Origin of the sequence: Lactobacillus sp. UMNPBX16, assembly GCF_002553775.1 — a bacterium.
Classification (GTDB): Bacteria; Bacillota; Bacilli; order Lactobacillales; family Lactobacillaceae; genus Lactobacillus; species Lactobacillus crispatus.
Genome location: NZ_PCYU01000014.1, coordinates 98,699 through 119,184 on the forward strand (window position 1 = coordinate 98,699; position 20,486 = coordinate 119,184).

Annotated in this window: 22 protein-coding genes; 4 read left to right on the forward strand and 18 right to left on the reverse strand. The window is 37.1% G+C overall.

The features are described from left to right. Nucleotides 1–21: 21 nt before the first annotated feature. Both CP367_RS03980 and CP367_RS03985 read right to left on the reverse strand, forming a co-directional pair. Entirely contained in the window at nt 22–2,043 is a 2,022-nt protein-coding gene (locus CP367_RS03980) for a beta-glucoside-specific PTS transporter subunit IIABC (RefSeq protein ID WP_089146322.1), read from the reverse strand. A 127-nt stretch (nt 2,044–2,170) separates the two neighbouring features. Continuing rightward, entirely contained in the window at nt 2,171–3,004 is an 834-nt protein-coding gene (locus CP367_RS03985; protein WP_013086086.1) for a PRD domain-containing protein, read from the reverse strand. Nucleotides 3,005–3,213: 209 nt separating this feature from the next. Between CP367_RS03985 and CP367_RS03990 the strand changes: the two genes are divergently transcribed. Beyond that, nucleotides 3,214–4,359 carry a glycerate kinase gene (locus CP367_RS03990; RefSeq protein WP_089146323.1) on the forward strand — a complete coding sequence of 382 codons (1,146 nt, stop codon included), beginning with the start codon at nt 3,214–3,216 and terminating at the stop codon, nt 4,357–4,359. A gap of 23 nt (nt 4,360–4,382) precedes the next feature. Here the strand turns inward: CP367_RS03990 and CP367_RS03995 are convergent, their stop codons facing one another. The 12 genes from CP367_RS03995 to murB form a co-directional block, all read right to left on the reverse strand. Then, nucleotides 4,383–4,838, reverse strand: coding sequence for a low molecular weight protein-tyrosine-phosphatase (locus CP367_RS03995; protein WP_065990270.1), 456 nt, complete (start codon nt 4,836–4,838; stop codon nt 4,383–4,385). Next, entirely contained in the window at nt 4,838–5,554 is a 717-nt protein-coding gene (locus tag CP367_RS04000; RefSeq protein WP_065990272.1) for a hypothetical protein, read from the reverse strand. Before CP367_RS04000 ends, CP367_RS03995 begins: the two co-directional genes overlap by 1 nt. Nucleotides 5,555–5,568: 14 nt before the next feature. Next, nucleotides 5,569–6,009, reverse strand: a complete 441-nt coding sequence (locus tag CP367_RS04005; protein WP_089146324.1) for a CopY/TcrY family copper transport repressor — start codon at nt 6,007–6,009, stop codon at nt 5,569–5,571. Nucleotides 6,010–6,039: 30 nt separating this feature from the next. Further along, nucleotides 6,040–6,855, reverse strand: a complete 816-nt coding sequence (locus tag CP367_RS04010) for a Cof-type HAD-IIB family hydrolase (RefSeq protein WP_089146325.1) — start codon at nt 6,853–6,855, stop codon at nt 6,040–6,042. A 100-nt stretch (nt 6,856–6,955) separates the two neighbouring features. Further along, nucleotides 6,956–8,308, reverse strand: a complete 1,353-nt coding sequence (gene glmM / locus CP367_RS04015) for a phosphoglucosamine mutase (RefSeq protein WP_005718714.1) — start codon at nt 8,306–8,308, stop codon at nt 6,956–6,958. Nucleotides 8,309–8,330: 22 nt separating this feature from the next. Continuing rightward, on the reverse strand, nt 8,331–9,290 hold the full coding sequence (locus CP367_RS04020; RefSeq protein WP_005718713.1) for a YbbR-like domain-containing protein: 960 nt from the start codon (nt 9,288–9,290) through the stop codon (nt 8,331–8,333). Beyond that, the gene (cdaA, locus tag CP367_RS04025) at nt 9,287–10,129 is read right to left on the reverse strand and encodes a diadenylate cyclase CdaA (RefSeq protein WP_005718712.1); all 843 of its coding nucleotides are present in this window, start codon (nt 10,127–10,129) and stop codon (nt 9,287–9,289) included. The genes CP367_RS04020 and cdaA overlap by 4 nt, the downstream gene beginning before the upstream one ends. Before the next feature lie 38 nt (nt 10,130–10,167). Next, the gene (locus CP367_RS04030) at nt 10,168–11,241 is read right to left on the reverse strand and encodes an ABC transporter substrate-binding protein (RefSeq protein WP_065990277.1); all 1,074 of its coding nucleotides are present in this window, start codon (nt 11,239–11,241) and stop codon (nt 10,168–10,170) included. Further along, nucleotides 11,238–12,053 carry an ABC transporter permease gene (locus CP367_RS04035; protein WP_013086080.1) on the reverse strand — a complete coding sequence of 272 codons (816 nt, stop codon included), beginning with the start codon at nt 12,051–12,053 and terminating at the stop codon, nt 11,238–11,240. Before CP367_RS04035 ends, CP367_RS04030 begins: the two co-directional genes overlap by 4 nt. Beyond that, nucleotides 12,050–12,862 carry an ABC transporter permease gene (locus CP367_RS04040; protein ID WP_089146326.1) on the reverse strand — a complete coding sequence of 271 codons (813 nt, stop codon included), beginning with the start codon at nt 12,860–12,862 and terminating at the stop codon, nt 12,050–12,052. The genes CP367_RS04035 and CP367_RS04040 overlap by 4 nt, the downstream gene beginning before the upstream one ends. Further along, a complete protein-coding gene (locus CP367_RS04045) occupies nt 12,852–13,949 on the reverse strand; it encodes an ABC transporter ATP-binding protein (protein ID WP_005721487.1) in 1,098 nt (365 codons plus the stop codon). Before CP367_RS04045 ends, CP367_RS04040 begins: the two co-directional genes overlap by 11 nt. A 66-nt stretch (nt 13,950–14,015) precedes the next feature. Continuing rightward, nucleotides 14,016–14,912: a UDP-N-acetylmuramate dehydrogenase gene (gene murB / locus CP367_RS04050; RefSeq protein WP_013086078.1), complete on the reverse strand. Its 897-nt coding sequence runs from the start codon at nt 14,910–14,912 to the stop codon at nt 14,016–14,018. A 95-nt stretch (nt 14,913–15,007) separates the two neighbouring features. On the opposite strand from murB, the gene CP367_RS04055 reads away from it, so the two are divergent. Continuing rightward, nucleotides 15,008–15,541 (forward strand): 3'-5' exonuclease, encoded by a 534-nt coding sequence (locus tag CP367_RS04055; RefSeq protein WP_013086077.1) that lies wholly within the window; start codon nt 15,008–15,010, stop codon nt 15,539–15,541. Nucleotides 15,542–15,578: 37 nt separating this feature from the next. On the opposite strand, the gene tsaE is transcribed toward CP367_RS04055, so the two are convergent. Genes tsaE through CP367_RS04070 form a run of 3 tightly spaced genes read right to left on the reverse strand, consistent with a single transcriptional unit; the run spans nt 15,579 to nt 17,756 of the window. Beyond that, nucleotides 15,579–16,058 (reverse strand): tRNA (adenosine(37)-N6)-threonylcarbamoyltransferase complex ATPase subunit type 1 TsaE, encoded by a 480-nt coding sequence (gene tsaE, locus CP367_RS04060; RefSeq protein WP_013086076.1) that lies wholly within the window; start codon nt 16,056–16,058, stop codon nt 15,579–15,581. After that, a complete protein-coding gene (pta, locus tag CP367_RS04065) occupies nt 16,058–17,047 on the reverse strand; it encodes a phosphate acetyltransferase (protein WP_089142993.1) in 990 nt (329 codons plus the stop codon). Before pta ends, tsaE begins: the two co-directional genes overlap by 1 nt. 10 nt (nt 17,048–17,057) lie before the next feature. Continuing rightward, nucleotides 17,058–17,756 (reverse strand): uracil-DNA glycosylase, encoded by a 699-nt coding sequence (locus tag CP367_RS04070; protein ID WP_005718702.1) that lies wholly within the window; start codon nt 17,754–17,756, stop codon nt 17,058–17,060. Nucleotides 17,757–17,823: 67 nt separating this feature from the next. Between CP367_RS04070 and CP367_RS04075 the strand changes: the two genes are divergently transcribed. Further along, the gene (locus tag CP367_RS04075) at nt 17,824–18,699 is read left to right on the forward strand and encodes a Cof-type HAD-IIB family hydrolase (protein ID WP_023488014.1); all 876 of its coding nucleotides are present in this window, start codon (nt 17,824–17,826) and stop codon (nt 18,697–18,699) included. A 19-nt stretch (nt 18,700–18,718) separates the two neighbouring features. After that, nucleotides 18,719–19,234, forward strand: a complete 516-nt coding sequence (locus CP367_RS04080; protein ID WP_005721490.1) for a hypothetical protein — start codon at nt 18,719–18,721, stop codon at nt 19,232–19,234. A 486-nt stretch (nt 19,235–19,720) separates the two neighbouring features. Here the strand turns inward: CP367_RS04080 and tpiA are convergent, their stop codons facing one another. Further along, nucleotides 19,721–20,479, reverse strand: coding sequence for a triose-phosphate isomerase (gene tpiA, locus CP367_RS04085; protein WP_005718695.1), 759 nt, complete (start codon nt 20,477–20,479; stop codon nt 19,721–19,723). Nucleotides 20,480–20,486 lie beyond the last annotated feature (7 nt).

Sequence of the window (20,486 nt, forward strand, 5' to 3'; positions counted from 1 at the left end):
AGCATTTACATTAATTATAGACTAATTGGTTTGAACTTGACCAGTTGTTTTAACTTCTGCGTTACTGCCTTGCAAAGACAAAATTTCTTGACCAACTTTAACTTCACCTTGAGCTACTTGCTGTACAGATTCATATTTCTTAGAATTCGTAACAACAACTGGAGTAGTCACTTCATAGCCAGCAGCCTTAATTTCTTTAATATTAAATTTAACCAATGGATCACCTGCTTTAACCTCTTGACCTTTTTCTACTAAAGTCTTGAAGCCCTTACCTTGCAGATTAACGGTATCCATTCCAATGTGCATTAACACTTCTGCGCCATCTGTAGTGTTAAGTCCGACAGCGTGTCCTGTTGGGAAAACTAAAGCAATCTTACCATCAGCTGGGGCATGAAGCACACCTTCGCTTGGTTCAATAGCAACGCCTTCCCCCATTGCACCGCTTGAGAATACTTCATCTTTAATTTCTGACAATGGTTTTACTTCACCGTCTAATGGTGAAACTAATTTGGTTGAAGGATTTTCCTTTTCTTCACTTAAAATTGCTTGTACAGGAGCACTCTTAGTAATATTAGCTGCTTCATTAGCGGCGTCAGCAACTTTTTGTGCTTGTTTTTTATTATATTCAGCATCAACTGATTTTTTACCAAAGAGCATTTGAAGTGCAAAACCAGCTATAAATGCTACAATACCGGCAATAATTACGCCGACAATTGTTGTCATTGATCCTCCCTTAGGATTAATGTAGGCCGGAATTGCAAAGAATCCCATTGATGGCATAATGTACAATACTGAATGAAAGGCACCAATGATTGCACCTGAGACTGCACCAGCAATACAGCTTAAAACAAACGGCGTTTTTCTTGGTAATGTAATACCATAAATTGCTGGTTCAGTAACACCGAACAGTCCTGAGAAAAATGCACCAGTAGCAGTTTCTTTAAGTTTTTTGTCCTTAGTTTGACGGATAATAGCTAAAACAACACCAATTTGCGCATAACAAACCATGCAAGATAAACCTAGAATTGGGTCATAACCTAATGCGGCTAAATCTGCAGTAGTTACGGCAACGATTCCCCAGTGAACACCGAAAATAACAAGTACTTGCCAAAGAGCACCCATTAATAAACCAGCAATAATTGGACTAAAGTTGTAAACACCTGACATCACTGCACCAATTGCGTCCCCAACCCAAGTCATTACAGGACCAATTACTATAAATGCAACTGGTAAAGCAATAATCATAGTGACAACTGGAACCAAGAACATTTGAACAACTGATGGAATCCACTTTTTAGCCCAGTGCTCAATAATTGAAGCAAACCAAACGGTAAATAATACTGGTAAAACTGTAGAAGTATAATTCATCGTGATAACCGGAATGCCAAAGAAAGTCGTGTGAATCTCTGAGGCAAAAGCCGTTCCTTTAAACAATGTACCTAGAACAGTCTTACTTGCAGCTAATTGAACCATAGTTGGATAAGTTAAGGTTGCACCAATTGCTAATCCGATAAATTGATTCATGTGAAATCTACGTGCTGCAGTTACCCCTAAGAATACTGGTAAGAAGTAGAAAATACTATCACCAATTGCATATAGAATTTGGTAAGTACCTGATTTAGTAGATAGCCATCCCATTGCACCTGCTAAAACTACTAGACCTTTAATAATACCGCCAGCACTAAGTGGAGCTAGAATATCTGTAAAAATGCCTGAAATCAAAGCAACGGCTTTATCCACAAATCTAAAATTATCTTCAACGTCATCATCAGGAACTTGTCCACCGCCATTAAAGCCGCCTTCTTTGACAACAGCATCGTAAACATCAGCAACTTCATTACCAATGACCACTTGATACTGACCACCAGCTTTAACAACAGTTACAACACCATCTGTATCTTTTAAAACATCATCGTTAGCCTTTTTTTCATCCTTTAATTTAAAACGCAAACGAGTTGCACAGTGAACAACACTGGTCACATTATCTTTGCCACCAACATTTTGAATGATGGTCTTGGCTAATTCATCATAGTTCTTAGCCATTTGCCTTTCCTCCTTAAAATAAAAACCCAAGCTACTCAAAAACTAAAGAACATAAATGTTCAACGTCTTTCAGTAACTCGGGTTCATGCCTAATCTTCTTAGTAACATACCTAAGTAACTTAGATATTTAATTATCTTGACGACTAGTTACGCGCCAAATATGTAAAACAAGATAAAATTCATCATCTGAATCTAAATCCCATCCCATTTTTGCATGTAAGTAAGTGGTTATCCGCTCCGCTGTCTCATACGCTTTGCTATATTTGATTTTCATAAAACCTAGCATTGCAGGATCAAGTGAAGCCTCCTCCTTTTGCTTATTTCGTAAAAATCTAACTAACAAAATGCGCAAATGCGAAACAAACCTACTATAGTTAAAGGAGCTCGTATCAAGTTGCATTGAATATTGCAATTGAATAATATCGATTATCCCACGAATCAAATTTGTAATCTGAATTGTTTCTTGTACTTGAGAAACATCACTCTTAGCATTAACCAGGTGATAGGTCATCAAAACCGACTCACTCTGCGGCAATTTAATCTGCATCTCCTGATTAATTAGATTGACCACTTTTTTAGCTGCCGCAAATTCTTTTGGAAAAAGATTTTGAACTTCCCAACTATTGTTAGCGGGAGCTATATCAATATGATCTTTAATTCGCGTAACTGCAAAATCAATGTGATCTGCTAAAGCAAGATACTGAAAGTCATTGAACTTAATCTGAAGCAGAGGTTCGACCAGCTGAAGTACCTTATTAGTTACTTCAATTGTTTTAGGATCAAAGCCCTTAACTTGATCCACTTCGTCTTTAGTAACGAAGCGACGTTCAATTTTGCTTTCATCAACAGGATCACCTTTTTTTAGACCAAATCCTACGCCCTTGCCTAGGACTATTTCTTCTTGACCTTGGTTATTTTCAATTAAGGCAGCACTATTATTAAATGTTTTAAGAAATTTCATAATAATTCACCACCTTAGCAAAAAAAGAAAAAGCTATCACAAATAATGATATACCAACGCAACATTATTTGTAATAGCTAAGACCTGATCGTATCAGTAATTCGCTCACTTACAGTTATTATAATAGCCAATATTGTAAGCGGTGTCAATATAATTTTGTGAAAAAATGCAAAATATTTTACAATAAACTAAAAAGCGAGGTAATTAAAATGAAATTCGTTCTTGCACCTGATTCATTTAAAGAAAGCATGACAGCAAAAGAAGTCTGCATTGCAATGAAAAATGGTATTCAAAAAGTTATTCCCAATGCACAAATAATTGCGGTACCAATGGCCGATGGGGGCGAAGGTACAACTGATTCACTCGTTGATGCTACAAACGGTCGAAAATACCAAATAAATGTTACCGGTCCGCTTAATCAAAAAGTATCAGCTTATTATGGCATCTCAGGTGATGGACAAACTGCAATCATCGAAATGGCACAAGCTAGTGGTCTCTCCTATGTTGCAAAAAGTAAACGAACTCCCGAAACAATTTTAAAGACTACAACTTATGGAACCGGCGAATTAATTAACGCAGCTTTGAAGCACAACGTCAAAAAGATTATTATCGGCCTTGGTGGCAGCAGTACTAATGATGGCGGTGCTGGTATGGCACAAGCACTTGGTGTTAAATTTTTTGATCAAAATCATCATGAAATCACCCAAAAGTTAGCAGGCGGTGCTTTAGATCAAATTGCTAATATTGATCTTTCTTCAATTAATCCTCGTATTAAAGATACCAAATTTTTATTAGCCAGTGACGTAACCAATCCTCTAACTGGACCTAATGGTGCAAGTAGCGTCTTCGGCCCACAAAAAGGCGCAGATGATACAACTGTTAAAATTCTAGATCAAAATTTATCTCACTATGCACAAGTAATTGAACAGACTATTGATAAAAACGTCGCCCAAATTTCTGGTAGTGGTGCTGCTGGCGGCCTAGGCGCTGGCCTGATCGCCTTTACTAACGCCAGTATTCATCCAGGCGTGCAATTAATTGCCCAAGAAACTAAGCTTGAAGCCAAGATCAAAGGCGCTGACTATGTTTTTACCGGCGAAGGCGGAACTGATTTTCAAACTAAATTCGGTAAAACCCCTTTCGGAGTTGCCAAAATAGCCCAGAAATATCACGTACCAGTTATTTCTTTAGCAGGCTATTTAGGTCAAGGTATTGATCAACTCTACGATGAGGGTTTTACCGCTATTTTCGGGATTCTTGCTAAAGCAGAAGATATTGAGCAAGCCCTAAAAGATGGACCAACAAACGTAACCCGCACAACTGAAAATGTTGTCCGTTTAATTGTACAAAAATAAGATGAGCTCATGCCCATCTTATTTTATTTCGTTAATTTCTTAATTAAGCCTTCACAGCCACGATAAATTTCATTATACGCTGTTTCAAAATCATTTGTATACCAAGGATCATCGACATCAGCATAAGAGCCAGCAAACTCTAAAATCTTGTGTTCCTTATGCTTGGGATCTCCCCCAGTAATGCGATTCATATCTGCGAAATTTTCTTCATCCATGCAGATTAAATATTCATAATTATCATAGTCTGAGCGAGTCATTTGACTAGCACGATGACCACGATCATATGGAATATGTTTTGCAACTAATTCCCGTTGTGCACGAGCATCAATCCCATGACCTAAAGCATCCTGCGTAGTTGCTTTAGATTCAGCAGTATATTGATCTGCTAGGTTATTTTCTTTTAACAAATATTGCATCACGGCCTCTGCCATTGGTGAGCGGCAAATATTGCCATGACAAACAAACAGAATTTTTTTCATTACTTTTTCTTCCTCTTAGTTAGTCTATTTATAACCGGCCAAATAATTGCCGTAATAATTCCAACTGTTAAGCCAACCCAAATCTCCTGCGACAAAGTTACAAGAATGCCACTATAAACTCGACTTTGCAATGCGGTCATCGCCTCATTTGAGGCAAGCCACAATGCCACAAATGAAGCAATAGTAGCTAGTGCTAGTGGAATTGACGCCGAAGAGCGACCAAATAAAATCAAAATTGCGGCTAACAAAAATAACAAAGCCACTGCAAAAATTGAATACTCATAAATTGTAATAATATGGTTCACATCTTCTGAATCTTCCTTCAATTTATGATTAATTTGCTTGACTAAATATTCATTGATAATTTCTTCCAACTTACTTTTACTAGTTAAGCCTAAATCTTTAGTGGTCAATTTTCCCTGATCATTATATTTTTCACACAATCTATATAGATCAGCATACGATAAGTTAACTTGATATTTCGGCGGCAATTGTTCTAACAATGTCTTTTCCAAACCAGATGCTTCGAGTAACTCAACCCCTGCCTTCAAATTAGGATTATCTGAGTCATCCACTACTCGATTGATTACTTCTTTGCCCATCGCCTGTGTATCGTTTATTTTTAAACTCACATTGCTAGTCATTAATAACCAAAAAGATACTGCGGCTAGGCCGACCATTATCAAACGTAGTATTATTTTGACGATGTTCTTCATCTAAAAATCTTCCCCTAACATCTACTTTTTTCAGATGGCAAACAATTGCAAGGCACCATGTCAGGAGCATCCTTTTCTTTCAATTTAAGTTCTTGCTGCATCGCCTTAATATCGCCCTTAGAAAGCGGTGCTTCTTTTAGCAACTGAATTAATACCTCACCCTTGTGCATATCACACATGTTTTGCATCATATGTAAAGTAACTTCAGACATCATTTTGCGCTGACTAATAGTCGGCTTATAAACAAAACACCGGCCTTCTTTACGCGTCTTTAGCAAGCCCTTTTGCACTAAACGCCGCATTAGCGTTTTAATTGTGGAATCGGACCAATCCTTTTTACCTTGTAGTTCTTTGATTACTTGGCCAGTACGAACTTCTCCTAAGGTCCAAATAATACGCATAACTTCCCATTCTGATTGGGTAATAGAATTACGATCGTCTTTAGTTTCTGCCATAAAACATCACTTCTAAATCCAAATTTTTTACTAAAGAACAAATTTTTTCAAAGCCTTTGCAATCCCGTTGTGATCATTATCATCAGTAACATAATCAGCCTTATCTTTGATCTCACTAATGGCGTTACCCATCGCTACTTTCATGAAGTCGGGATTAGAAAACATCGAAAGATCATTGCCTTGATCACCAAAAATCATCACGTCTTTTTGGGCAATTTTTAGCCGTGAAGCCAAATCCATTAAAGCATTACCTTTTGAAGCTCCCAAGGCATTTAATTCAATAATACTGTCAAAACTGCGAACAATGTCATAAGTCTGAAAAGCCCAGTCGGGGAAACTATTCCACAGTTTTTCTACCTGGTCAGCTCCTTCAGTTGAAGTAAAACCGACTTTGTTAAAAGTAAAATCTTTTGGAATTTCTTTTCGGTCTCTAACTTTCATAATATTATCGGTCAAAGCCGCATTAATTTGCATTTGCACAGATAAATCCCGATCAGTTGTAATGAAATACTTAGTCGTCTCAAAATGTACATTTACATGACTTAAACGCTGAAAACGCAACATATTATTGAAGTCTTGATAATTCAATTCCTGACTCATTAAAACACGACCAGAAATTGTTTGAATTACTGCACCATTAAAGACGATTGCGTATTGATCATCACCTTCAAGTCCTAATTGCTTAGCAAAGTTCAATACTCCTGATAATGGTCGTCCAGTAGCTAAAACAACCTTAATCCCATTTTGTACTGCGACACGCAACATTCTTTGCGTTTCTGGCAAAATAGTATTATTGCTTGATAATAAAGTTCCATCTAAATCAACCGCGATCAATTTAATAGCCATTTTAACCCCTCGGATCTTAAAAATTACATCTAGCATTAATTATACAAAAAGCCGTGATTTAACTCACGACTTTTTACTTATCGATTATTCAATTAGGATTTTACTTACCCATTTCCTTTTCGACCACTTTAACGATACGGTCTACATAGGCATCAGTTTCTTCTTGAGTTGGTCCTTCAGCCATTACTCTAAGCAAGTCTTGAGTACCTGATGGACGAACAAGTACACGACCATTTCCAGCCATATCCTTTTCCACTGCAGCAATTTCATCAAGAATTGGTTGGTGTTCTTTCCAGCTCTTCTTGTCAGCAACCGGAACATTAACTAGGCATTGTGGGTAATCTTTAAAGTCTTTCAAAAGTTCACTTAATGACTTACCAGTCTTCTTCATTACGAGCATTAAATGCAAACCGGTTAACATACCATCACCAGTATTATGATAATCACTCATAATAACGTGACCTGATTGTTCGCCACCTAGATTGTAGCCGTGAGCACGCATTTCTTCAGAAACGTAACGGTCACCAACTTGGGTACGAACATTCTTCAAGCCTTCTTTTTCAAGAGCCTTAGTAAAACCAAGATTACTCATTACAGTAGTAACAATGGTATCTTTCTTCAAACGACCATGTTCTGCCAAGTATGAGCCGAGTACGTACATGATGTGGTCACCATCAACTTCATTACCATTTTCATCAACAGCAATGCAACGGTCAGCATCCCCATCAAAGGCTAAACCAAGTTGAGCACCTTGCTTAACAACTTCTTCTTGTAACTTTTCAGTATGCGTTGCACCAACATGATCGTTAATGTTCAAACCATCTGGGTGAGTTGCAATAGTAGTAAAGTCAACGCCACAATCAGCAAACAGTCTTGAGATCAATGCGCTTGAAGCACCGTTAGCTCCATCAATAACTACCTTAATTCCACCCAAGTCTTCTGGAATAGTATTTTCAATAAATTGCAAGTATTTAGCTGAACCTTCGTGGAAGTCAGTTACAGTACCTAATCCCTTAGCAGATGGACGAGGTAATTTATCTTCCTTAGCGTCAATTAATTTTTCAATTTCGCCTTCCATTTCATCTGAAAGCTTCAAACCATCGCTACCAAAGAACTTAATCCCATTATCTTCTACAGGGTTGTGTGAAGCTGAAATTTGCACCCCTGCATCGGCGCCTTGTGCTCGTACTAAGTATGAAAGACCTGGAGTAGTAATTACGCCAACCTCAAGCACTTCAATCCCAACTGAAAGAAGGCCTGAAATCAAGGCATATTCAAGCATTTGGCCTGAAATACGAGTATCACGAGATACTAAGACCTTAGCTTGTTCGCCGTCTTTTTTGTTCTTAGTTAAAACATAACCACCATCACGACCTAATTTAAAAGCCATTTCTGGAGTTAAGCCTTGATTAGCTACGCCACGAACACCATCAGTTCCGAAATATTTTAACATTTAATAAACAACCTTTCTCAAATTAATTATTTGCATTCTTTACTTTAATTGATATCTGTACATTTTCAGGATCAACGCGAGCAACTCCCTTAGGTAAAACTAAAGGGTAATTCTTTACAGTTGAATATGAGATCCCTTTCAGATCTACATCAACATCCAACTGCTTAATCTTTGCTAATGTTTCCTTTTGTCCATACAGTGTTACCTCATCATTCTTGGCAGTAACCGAATAGACTTTATTATTTTTTTCATTTTTAGGCTTTAAATTTAGCTTAACTTTCTTTTTGAAAAGCGATATTGGCAAACTAGCTTTTACTGTAGATGGATTAATCACTGCATTTAATTGACGCCCTTTTTTATCTTCAGCTATCAAAATAACTTGACGCTCATAATCATGATTAATGCCATTAGGTAAAGGCAACTTGGCAACGATCTGATCAATCTGATTTACTTCGCTTCTAGCACCAGTAACCTCAACTTGCTGCGGATCAACACTAGCCGTACCAATATTATATCCATTAGCAACAGCATTTTTATTATACTCTATTTGAACGGGCATGGTACGAGATTTTCGCCGTTCAATATCAACATTAACTGTTGCCGGGTTAATCGTGTAAGATAATTGACTATTTAGTCCCGTAACTTCTACCTTTACGGTTTGCTTACCTATTTTCTTATGAGTTAGATCAATATAAGCACGGAAGCTTTGAGTATTAACAGTCGAAGTAACTAACGCATTCGAACCCTCCAAAGTTATCTTAACCTTTTCAGGATAACCAACAACATAGTATTTATCTGTATTAACCGAAACTTGCAGAGGAACACTAATTGTCTGCGTTTCATTAGCAGTTTGCCGTGTCTTCTTAGATTCACCCTGTGTAACAAAACCTGTTTGAGTAGAGTCAATGTAAACCACTAATAAGATCGCAAACAACAATGAGATTATTCTGATTACCCAGCGTTTATCCCAAAAGTCTTTCATCGATCTGCACCCCATTTCCAGACTTTATTAATCACACGACGAATCCATGGAACCTTCTTCTCTTCCTTAGGAACAAGTTGAGCATTCAAATACTTCAAATATTCTTCACGAGACAAATCTACTAAAAAGCGCCCGTTTCTAGTAATAGTTACGCCACCAGTTTCCTCTGAGACGACGATCGTTACCGCATCGGTAACTTCAGAAATACCAACGGCAGCTCTGTGACGCGTGCCTAAACGCTTAGGAATCATGCTGTTATCTGACAGTGGTAAATATGCTGCCGCAACAGCAATTCGATTATTATTAATAATTACCGCACCATCGTGCAACGGCGTATTAGGGATAAAAATATTAATTAACAATTCACCAGAAATATCCGCATCCAGCTTGATTCCAGTTTCAATATAATCATCTAGCCCCGTATCTTGTTGAATCGTGATTAAGGCACCAATTCTTCTTTTAGACATGTATTGAATCGCTTTATCGAGCTCCTGCACCATCTTAACCGACTGTGTATGAGCACTCTCACCTCGGCCATTAAAAATCGGCGTGCGTCCTAGCCGCTCTAGTCCACGACGAATTTCCGGCTGGAAAATAACGATAATTCCGATTACTGCCCAAGAAACAATTTGGTCCACAATATAAGTTACCGCATGCAGTTGCAATAAGCCGGCAATAATTCTAACAATAAAGATAAAGACGATCCCTTTTGCCAGTTGTACTGCTTTGGTACCACGAATCATCATGATCAAACGGTAAACTAAATACCAAATGATTAAAATATCTAAAGCAATGGAGAAATTATTCCAAGTAAACAGATTAGAAATATTAAAATGCATTGATTGCTCCTTTCTTCTTTAATTATAACCGCCCCAATTTACCGTGCATACATTTTAAATTCTAAAAATAGGTCATTATATTCTTGGGTCTTCTTAGGACCTAAATCTCTAAAGACCTGTAGATTCTTCAACGTACTTTGAGTAGGATAAAACTGCCGGTCATCTCTAACTTTTTTCGGCAATAATTTTTGGGCTGCGGTATTTGGGGTTGCATATCCAACATATTCCGCATTTTGCGCTGCATTTTTAGGTTCAAGCATAAAATTAATAAACTTAAGTGCAGCTTTTTTATTTTGTACAGTTTTTGGAATAACAAAATTATCAAACCACAAATTTGATCCTTGCTTAGGCACAACATAATGCAAGTGAGGATTTTGTTCCATCATTTCATAAGCCTCACCAGACCAGGTAACGCCAATTGCTGCCTCATTTTGCACTAGGTACATCTTCATTTCATCTGAAATAATCGCCTTAATATTGGGTCCCAGACTATTAAGCTTAGTTTGTGCCAAATGTAGTTTAATACTAGATGTGGTATTCATTGAATATCCTAAAGAAACCAATGCCATCCCCATTGCATCCCTAGCTGAATCAACTAGTAAAATTTGCCTACGATACTTTTTACTCCACAGGTCATTCCAAGTCTTAATTGCTCCTGGCTTGACGAATTTATCATTATAAACAATTCCTAGTGTCCCCCAGAAATATGGCACAGAATAATCATTATTTTGATCAAATGACTTATGTAAAAAACTCTTGCCAATATATTTCAAATTAGGAATTTGCTTTTGATCCAACTGATCAAGCAAATGAGCCTTGCGCATTTTAGTTACCATATACTCAGAAGGAATGGTCAAATCATATGCCGTTCCGCCTTGTTTGATTTTGGTATACATCGCTTCATTGGAATCAAAGGTCTCATAGACAACATGATAACCTGTCTGCTTTTCAAACTTTTTTATTAACTTTGGATCTAGATAGTCGCCCCAGTTATAGATAATCAAGTTTTGTTTATTTTTCCCGATAGACGATTTCTCCAAATGATGGGATAAACCCCAAAGGCCTGCACAGGCAATTAAAATAGCTGCAATTGCCATCATAATCTTTTTCATTTAACTAGGCCTCCCATCACACGATGATTTTTCTTTCTGCCCTTTTTAGTAGTAATAAAATAATAGATTCCTACAAGCAACAAGACAAAAATGAACATTACGGTACTTAAAGCATTAATCTCAAGATCGATTCCTTGTCGTGCCCGAGAATAAATTTCAACTGAAAGAGTTGAAAAACCATTCCCAGTAACGAAAAAAGTTACGGCAAAATCATCTAGTGAATAGGTCAACGCCATAAATAAACCGGAAAAGATGCCTGGCATAATAACTGGAATTAAAACATCACTAAAAACCTGCCATGAATTCGCCCCTAAATCACGTGCTGCATCAATAAGCGACATATCCATTTCATTAAGTCGCGGCAAGACCATCAAAACCACAATCGGAATAGAAAAGGCAATATGACTTAACAATACAGAACCAAAATTTAAGCCAATTCCCAATGCTGTAAAAAAGATCAAAAAACTAGCACCAATAATTACATCAGGTGACACCATTAAGACATTGTTTAATGCTAAGGTTGTTTTCTTATTAGATTCTTTTTTCATCGCAGCAATTGCAATTGCACCAAATGTCCCAATAATTGTTGCTATTAAACTGGACAACAGCGCTAGTAGGATAGTTTCCAAAAATATCGCTAATAAGCGATTATCTTGAAATAAAGTCTGATAATGAGCCCATGTAAAGTGCTCAAATTTATTCATGTTTTTACCACTAGAAAATGAAAAGTAAATCAAATAAAAAATGGGTACATATAATAGGATCAAAGTAAAAACAAGATAGATCTTAGCGATTAAATGTCTGTTTCTCATAAATCTACCTTCTTTCTTCTAGCCTTTTTGCTAGTAATCAACATGACTACCACCATCAGCACGATTAAAATTACTCCAATTGTGGCCCCCATATTCCAGTTCATTGTGGTCATAAAATACTCTTCGATAGCAGTCCCTAATGTGATTACCCGATTGCCGCCGATCAGCCTTGTTAACATAAATAATGACAATGATGGGATAAAGATGGCCTGAACGCCGCTTTCAACTCCTGGACGAGAAAGCGGCCATAAAACATAGCAAAAAGTTTGCCATTTACTAGCACCCAAATCCTCAGATGCCTGAATGACTGCAGGATTAATCTCTTTAATCGCATTAAAAATTGGCAAAATCATAAACGGAATTTCAATGTAAGTCGCCACAAAAATAAAAGCAAAATCAGTAAACAAAATATTTACGGGACCAATACCAAATAAATGTAAAAATTTATTTACTAAACCGTCATTACCTAAAATGCCAATAAATGCATATGCTTTAAGCAGCAAATTAATCCATGTTGGCAAAATGATCAATAACAGCCACAGCTGCTGGTTTTTCATTTTAATTAAAAAATACGCTGCCGGATACGAAATTACCAACGTCAACAAGGTGATCAAAAATGCATACCAAAATGAATTAAGCATCATTTTTAAAAAGGTACCATTTTTAAAAAATTCAACGTAATTTCTGAGCGTGAATGCGTTATTACTATCAGTAAACGAATACCAGAGAATCAATAAAATCGGCAAAATGACAAAGAGAATAATCCACAGCAGATATGGAATCATAAAAAACATCTTTTTATTTTTCATTTTCATCCGCCTCATACTTTTCTAGTCGAGCATCAAAATCGTGTTGGCTTTCATTTAACCGCATGACGTGAATATCTTCTGGATCAAAAAAGAGCCCAACACGTTGTCCCAATTTAACTCCATTAGTAGAATGGATCAGCCATTCATTTTCATTGGCATCAATTGCCTTAATCTCAAAGTGATCACCTAAAAATAATTGCGTCTGTGCTGTAACCACAATCTTCCCATCTTCTGGTTTAACAATATCCAAGTCTTCGGGACGAATAACTACTTCAACCTTTTCATTAGGCTTCATCCCACCATCGGCACATTTAAATTTATTATTAGCAAATTCCACTTCGTAATCATGAATCATTCGACCAGATAAAATATTGGAGTCACCAATAAAACGTGCTACAAAGTCATTCACTGGCTCATCGTAAATTGCTACCGGATTACCACTTTGTTGAATCTGCCCATCATTTAAAACAAAAATTTCATCACTCATTGATAGAGCTTCTTCTTGATCGTGCGTAACAAAAATAAAGGTAATGCCTAGCTTTTTCTGAATTGCCCGTAATTCAAATTGCATGTCTTTTCGTAAACGTTTATCCAAAGCAGATAGCGACTCATCTAATAGTAAAACCTTAGGTTCATTAACAATTGCCCGGGCAATAGCTACACGCTGCTGCTGTCCTCCACTAAGTTCCGAAATTTCGCGGTTAGCGTAACCGTCTAGACGAACCATATGCAAAGCATCTTTAACAGCTGGCTTGATTTCACTCATTGGTCTTTTCTTAATTTTCAAGCCAAACGCCACATTTTGAAAAACATCCAGGTGTGGAAACAAAGCATAATTTTGAAAAACTGTATTGATATGTCTTTTTGAAGCATCAAGGTCAGTAATATCATTACCATCAAAGAGGACTTGACCACTAGATGGCTGAGTAAAGCCAGCAATAATTCGCAAAATTGTCGATTTTCCCGAGCCACTAGGACCAAGTAGTGAATAAAATTTACCAGATTCAATAGTTAAATTTATATCTTTTAATGCTACAAACCCATCATCATATTTTTTGGTGATGTGTTTTAGTTTGATAATATCCATTTCCATCCCTCACATAAAAAACAGCTGCAAGCCTTCCAGCCTGTAGCTTGTCTTTGCTAAAATATTTTACTTTTCTTTGCCGATAATCCTAACTTCTGTGTGTAAGTCAATGTCAAACTTTTCTTTAATTACCTTTTGGATCAAATGAATTAAATTCAAATAATCTGTTGCAGTAGCACCGCCTTTATTCACGATAAAACCTGCATGTTTCATTGAATCTTGAGCGCCACCGATTTGTTTACCTTGTAAACCAGCTTTAATAATCATCGGACCAACAAAGTGCCCAGTAGGCCGCTTAAAGACACTGCCACAAGATGGATATTCAAGTGGCTGCTTATAACGACGTAAAGCATTTAAATAATGCATATGATCTAAGATCTCTAACTTATCGCCTGACTTGAGTGCAAAAGTGGCGCTTAATACAATATCGCCATTTTCTTGAACTAATGAATGCCGGTAAGAAAAGTTCATTTCTGCGTTTGAATATGTTTTAAATTCTCCTGCTCTGGTTAAAACATTAACGCTTTGCACTACTTCTTGCATCTCACCGCCATAGGCACCAGCATTCATAAAAATACCACCGCCAATACTACCAGGAATTCCAGCAGCAAATTCCATTCCGCTCAAACCATGATGAGCAGCCGCAAAAGCTGTATCGATAATCCGTGCACCAGCATCAGCTGTAACTTGATTATCTTCTACTTTAATCTCTTTTAATTCAGTCAAAATAATTACTAACCCATCAATTCCGCCGTCACGGATGATTAGATTTGAGGCATTGCCAATAATTGTTAATGGAATTTCATTTTCACGTGTGACTTTTACTAATTGTTCTACTTCATCAGTCGTCTTAGGAAAGGCCAAATATTCAGCTGGTCCACCTGTCTTAGTAAAAGTATATCTGCTTAATGGGATTTGCTCTTTAATATCAATCCCTTTTTCTTTCAAATCAAGTAATTCCACGCTGTTGCCTCCTTAAAGTTTCTTGTTTTATTTTACCGCATAAAGGCGTTAGCTTCATTAATATTAATGATATACTTTTTTAAAAGGAGAATTTTATGAATTTTATTGCAATGGACTTTGAAACAGCCAACCATTATCCAGAAAGTGCCTGTTCACTTGCTTTGGTAATGGTGAGAAATAATAAAATTGTTGATCGCTTTTATACAGTAATTAATCCTCAAATGCCATTTGACGCGCGAAATATTCAAATACATCAAATTACAGCTGAGGACGTTAAAAACGCTCCAACAATGGCAGAGGTCTGGCCCCACATTAAAGAATTGTATCAACCAGGAATGCTTGTAGCCGCACATAACGCTCGCTTTGATACTAATGTCATGCGGCAAAGCCTGGCACGTTACGGTATTGAGGAGCCCCACTATTTGGTCATTGACACTTTAGCTAGCAGTAAATTACTCGAACCAGAACTGCCTGACCACAAATTAGACACAGTTTCTGAGGCCTTAAACGTTGAATTGTGGCACCACCATAACGCATTAAGTGATAGTGAAGCATGTGCTGGGATTTTAATCAAGCAAGAAGAGCAATTTGGTGATGAAGCAATCAAAAATTTGGTTTATCAGATATGAAAAATCTCTAGGAATTTTGATCCTAGAGATTTTTGCTTTACTTATTAAATTCAGTTAACGCAGCTTTGACCCATTCTTCATTGCGCTTACCATGAGGAGTAAATTCAACAACCCGTTTAGTTGAATCCCAACTATCGTCCACTCTGGTAATCGTGAGTTGCAAATACTCATCTGGCAAATCATTCATTACTAGTTGTGGCCATTCAATTACCACTAAACCTGGTTCTGCTAAATAGCCCTCCAAATCAATCGAGGATAAATCATCATTTTCCAAACGATAAAAGTCCATATGAAAGAGCGGCAACTTAGCTTCTCGATATTCACGCACAATGGTGAATGTAGGACTCTTAACAGGCCGATGTATGCCTAATGCTCTTCCTAATCCTTGAGTCATGGTTGTCTTGCCTGCACCCAAATCACCATTTAATAGTAATAAATCGTGGGGCTGGGCCGTTTTGGCTAGGGATGCACCTAATTTCTGCATTCCATCAGCAGAATTAATTTCTAACTTTGTCATTACTTTTCATCCTTTGCTAAAGCTTGTGCGGCAGTAACAATTGCTAAATCATAAATATCTTGTTCACTGCAGCCTCGAGATAGGTCATTCACTGGAGCTGCTAAACCTTGCAAAATTGGACCAACAGCAGTGAAGCCACCTAATCTTTGAACCATCTTATAACCGATATTGCCTGATTGTAATTCTGGGAAAACAAAGACATTCGCATGTCCAGCTACCTTTGAGTTTGGAGCTTTCTTTTCACTAACTGCAGGTACAAAAGCGGCATCAAATTGCAATTCACCATCAGCTGGAATTTCTGGATGATCCTTTTGGAACATAGCTGCTGCATCATGTACCTTATCAACCATTGGTCCTTCGGCTGAACCCTTAGTTGAAAAGCTCAAAAATGCGACCTTAGGATCAATTTCGGCCATCTTGGCAGTCAGAGCAGATTGATAGCCAATTTCAGCTAAAGTTTCTTCATCAGGATTAATGTTGATGGCACAGTCGGCAAAAATGTAACGCTCATCGCCCTTTTCCATTACGAAAGCGCCGGATACTCGATGCATCCCCTTAGCTGCATGAATTAATTGTAAAGCTGGCAAAACAGTGTTAGCCGTTGAGTGAGCAGCACCGGAAACCATACCGTCTGCTTTTCCCATCTTCACCAACATGGTACCAAAGTAATTACCTTGAGCTAACTTGAGCTTTGCTTCAGCAATACTGGTATCTTTTCGTCTAGCTTTAACAAATTCCGCTGCCATTTGATCAAGTTCATCATAATGATTGAGGTCATAGATCTTAACACCAGCTAAGTCTAAATTATTTTCTTTAGCTAACTTAGCAATCTCATCTGGATTTCCAATTAAAATTGGTTCGATAATGCCATCTTGTTTCAAATTAGCTATGGCAGTAAGAATTCTTAAATCATCGCTTTCTGGAAAAACAATTCTTTTCTTATCTTTTGCTGCTTCAACTTGTTTTTTGAATAATGAAAATACGCTCATTTTTTACCTCTTATGCTAAATCAGATTTACTTATCGTTTCTGGCAATTGCCAGTCAATCGGCGTTTCATCAAAGTTCTTCAATGCCATATTACACCGCGAAAACGGTCGCGAGCCAAAGAACCCTCGATCAGCCGAAAATGGACTTGGATGTGATGATTTAATGATAAAATTCTTACTTTGATCAATTAATGGAATCTTGTTTTGAGCAAATCGACCCCACAAAATAAAGACGACTTTTCCACGCTCACTCAGAGCCTTAATTGCAGTATCAGTCACATCTTCCCAACCTTTGCCTTGGTGACCGTTAGCATGCCCATACGGTACCGTCAAAACCGCATTCAGCAAAAGCACACCTTGATCGGCCCACTTTTTTAAGTAACCGTGATTAACAGGCCGAGCTCCGACATCATCATAGAGTTCCTTATAGATATTTTTAAGTGATGGCGGCAAAGTTGTACCTGGCATGACGGAAAAACTCATTCCATTAGCTTGACCAGGATTATGATATGGATCTTGACCCAAAATTACCACTTTAGTTTTAGCAAACGGCGTTAATTTAAAAGCCGTAAAAATATGATACATATCAGGATAAATTTGTTTAGTAGAATATTCTTCTTTTAAAAAATTATGCAATTCGTGATATTTCTCACTTGCAAAAACAGGATCCAATACTTGATCCCAATCGTTGCCAATTAATTCTTTAGCCAAGTCTTACACCCTCTTTTCTTCTCCTCTTTATGGTATCATTAATTTAATACTAAATGGGAGAGAAATTATGATCAAATTAGTTGCTTGTGATCTTGACGGCACATTGTTTAATTCAGAGATGGCTGTTTCTGCTGCTAATGCAAAAGCTGTGAAAAATGCACAAAGTAGCGGCATTGAATTTTTAATTGCGACTGGCCGGGCCCCACGCGAATCACGTTCAATTCTCAAAGATGCTGATTTGCATACCGGTTTTATCAATCTTAATGGTGCCTTGGTTTTTGACGAAAATGAGCAATTAATGATCAAACACAGCATTCCCAAGGCAAAAGCACAACAGCTAGTGCATTTACTACATCGAGCAGGCTTTTACTTTGAAATTTTAACTGCCAATCAGGTTTATAGTGAAAATCTAGATCAACGTATTTCAAATGTAGCTCATTTAATGGTAGATCTAAATCCTCTACTTGATTTTCGTCAAGCTGTAGCAATTTCTGCTGGTAATAAGACTATTATGAATATGAAACAAATCCACAGTTTCGATAATTTATTGCAAGATCCTAAAATAGAAGTAATGAAAATCATTGCTTTTGACTCTCGGGGACATGAAGCTTTTACCGATATCAAAAAAGAAATCGCTACAATGGGCGATCTAGTAGTAACTTCAAGTTCATCTTCTAATATTGAAATCAATGACCAACATGCTCAAAAAGGTCTTGCCTTACTTGATTATGCCAAGTTAAAAGGTATCAAGCCTGAGGAAATCGCTGCAATCGGTGATAATTTAAATGATGAGAGTATGATCCGAGCAGCAGGTACTGGCGTTGCGATGGGCAATGCGATTCCAGCTATTAAGAAAATAGCTCAGGTAGTCACCAAGAGAAACAATGAAGATGGAGTAGCTTATATTTTAAATAAATTTATTGCAGATAATAACAATATTTAAAGTTATGAGGTGAGTAAGTATGCGATTTTGGCTAGAACTTAATCAGGAAAAGGATTACGGTCAAATTCCTGTGCTTAATCAAAATGGAAAAGCTGAATTTTTTATTCAAGGCAATCTTGATAATCCAAATCACACTTTATATCTAAATAATTTCCGTAAACAGGAAGTGGGACGTCTGTTTTCTGATGGTGCGGGCCTAATTGCTTCGTTCACAATTGATGTCGTCAACCACTCTTTAGTAGGCGTAAAAAAGTTAAACACACCTACTGCAAACATATTCTATTTGACCCAATTAAAGTATATTGTTACAGGTAGTATTAAACGTGGTACTTATACTTTTCGTTCTGGAATCAAGAGTGTAGCAAGTGTCCAAACAATCATGGGAGATCGCGGAGGCGTTTTAATTTGTGATATTACTAAGCCTGAAGACGTCCCCTTTATTCTTTTGACATCCGTTCTATTTACACAATGGCATGTTACGCCTTTGAAACTGCCTAGTTTTCCGCCAATTGGATTTGAGGTAAATCCAAATTAAACAAAAAAAGCAGTCATGAAAATTTTCATAACTGCTCTTCTAGAAAGTGATATAGATATAGATGTATCTTCTGCCATAAAGTTTATATTTATTAAGTAATAAGGAATTATTAGGCAGAGACTGAATAATGAAGGTTAAATCTAATTTGATTTAATCTCCATAGCTTATTATACTTCGTTCAGCCAAAAATACAAGGGCTAGATGTTATTATTTTACTTTAAAGACAGCTAAATAATGTCTTTAGAGCTAGCTTATAGCTTAATAATTTGTTATTTAACTTAGTACATCTATTTTTCTAAACAAGACAACTTTAATTTCTATTAAAAAATATAGTGAAATGATCAAGTGATTTATCAATGGCTTGATCATTTTTATTTACTTTATCAACGAACTTGTTTTTAACTATCAAACTATATAAAAAAGAGCCAAATCTAATGATTTGACCCTAAAAATTCTAGATTATTAATCTAAATTATTTTTTATGAATTAGTCTTGGTAGTTTACCAATTCTAAGAATGATTCTGGTACTAATGAAGCACCACCAACCAAGCCACCGTCAATATCAGGCTTAGCCATTAATTCCTTAACGTTAGCTGGTTTTACAGAACCACCGTATTGAATACGAACGTTTTCTGCAGTTTCTTCGTTGTACAAGTCCTTAACAGTTTCACGAATAGTCTTGCACATTTCTTCAGCTTGATCTGATGAAGCAGTCTTACCAGTACCGATAGCCCAGATTGGTTCGTAGGCAATAACAAGTGAAGATACTTGTTCAGCAGTTAAGCCGTCTAAAGCAGCCTTAATTTGAGCAACTACCCAGTCTTCTTGCTTGTTAGCTTCACGAGTTTCAAGTGATTCACCACAGCAAATGATTGGCTTCAAGCCATTAGCAAAGATTGCCTTAGCCTTCTTGTTAATGTCTTCGTCAGTTTCGTGGAAGTAACCACGACGTTCTGAGTGACCAATAATTACGTAGTCCATACCCATTTCTTTCAAGACCTTAGGTGAAGTTTCACCAGTGTAAGCACCTTCGTCTTCAAAGTAACAGTTTTCTGCACCGATATGTAAGTTTGAGCCTTCAGCAGCTTTTCTCAAAGCGTCAAGGTCAACTGCAGGTGCACAAATAAGTGATTCAACCTTACTTGGGTCTGGTAACTTATCCTTAACAGCGTTAACGAATTCAGTAGTTTGTTCTGGATTCATATGTAACTTCCAGTTACCAGCAATAATTGGTGTACGACTCATTAATCTA